This is a genomic window from Shewanella sp. SW1 (assembly GCF_025653545.1).
Taxonomy (GTDB): domain Bacteria; phylum Pseudomonadota; class Gammaproteobacteria; order Enterobacterales; family Shewanellaceae; genus Shewanella; species Shewanella oncorhynchi.
Genome location: NZ_JAKKSG010000053.1, coordinates 1 through 1,110 on the forward strand (window position 1 = coordinate 1; position 1,110 = coordinate 1,110).

Annotated in this window: 2 tRNA genes and 1 rRNA gene; all 3 read left to right on the forward strand. The window is 45.4% G+C overall.

Annotation, left to right across the window (positions count from 1 at the left end):
• Window positions 1–239 (forward strand): 16S ribosomal RNA (locus L5M71_RS22975); the annotation flags it as partial.
• Window positions 240–403: 164 nt separating this feature from the next.
• Window positions 404–480 (forward strand) — tRNA-Ile (locus L5M71_RS22980).
• Between the two features lie 138 nt (window positions 481–618).
• Window positions 619–694 (forward strand) — tRNA-Ala (locus L5M71_RS22985).
• Window positions 695–1,110 lie beyond the last annotated feature (416 nt).

The following is a 1,110-nucleotide window of genomic DNA, read 5'->3' on the forward strand; positions in this document are numbered from 1 at the left end:
GGAGTGGAGTCTGCAACTCGACTCCATGAAGTCGGAATCGCTAGTAATCGTGGATCAGAATGCCACGGTGAATACGTTCCCGGGCCTTGTACACACCGCCCGTCACACCATGGGAGTGGGCTGCAAAAGAAGTGGGTAGCTTAACCTTCGGGGGGGCGCTCACCACTTTGTGGTTCATGACTGGGGTGAAGTCGTAACAAGGTAGCCCTAGGGGAACCTGGGGCTGGATCACCTCCTTACCTATACGACTAACTYRATGTTTGTTGAGTGTTCACACAGATTTGCTTGATAGAAGAAAGAGTAAAAGATGGGTCTGTAGCTCAGCTGGTTAGCACCCCAATCCCCTCATAAAGAGTAGGGTGAGGTCGGTGGTTCTAGAGGGTTGTGGATTTATCAATAAGATGGGTCTGTAGCTCAGCTGGTTAGAGCGCACCCCTGATAAGGGTGAGGTCGGTGGTTCAAGTCCACTCTGACCCACCAAATCTTCGTTCTCCTTTGTTAAATTAATACTCGTTTAGTGAACTAAACGTCGCGTTAATTTTTCGCGGATAACTCGATTTGGCAAACCAATCCTTTTAGAGGTTTGGAACATCTTACTTACTCGCACTGCATGTAAATGGGGCTATAGCTCAGCTGGGAGAGCGCCTGCCTTGCACGCAGGAGGTCTGCGGTTCGATCCCGCATAGCTCCACCATTTACAGCTTGTTTTAAGTTAACAAGTGACATGCATTATGGATAGAGATGCCAAAGATAAACTGAAAAATTATCTTTGGCTTTTTTAAGCCCGCTCTTTAACAATTTGGAAAGCTGATAGTATTTAATTACATGAGTCTGTCATGTGATTAATTACAAAACGTTTAATGCGAAAGCATTGAACATGAGTTCTCAAACACTTTATTAAGTGTCTTGAATATTCAATAGTAAATTATTCTTTATTGGATAGTTTACGTCTAAGGCGCGTCCACTTCTTTGGTCAGAAGTGAGACAAGTAAAACCAAGCTGGTCGCAATGCGGCGCAGGTGAGTGAAACTCATTTGGGTTGTATGGTTAAGCGACTAAGCGTATACGGTGGATGCCTTGGCAGTCAGAGGCGATGAAGGACGTAGTAAC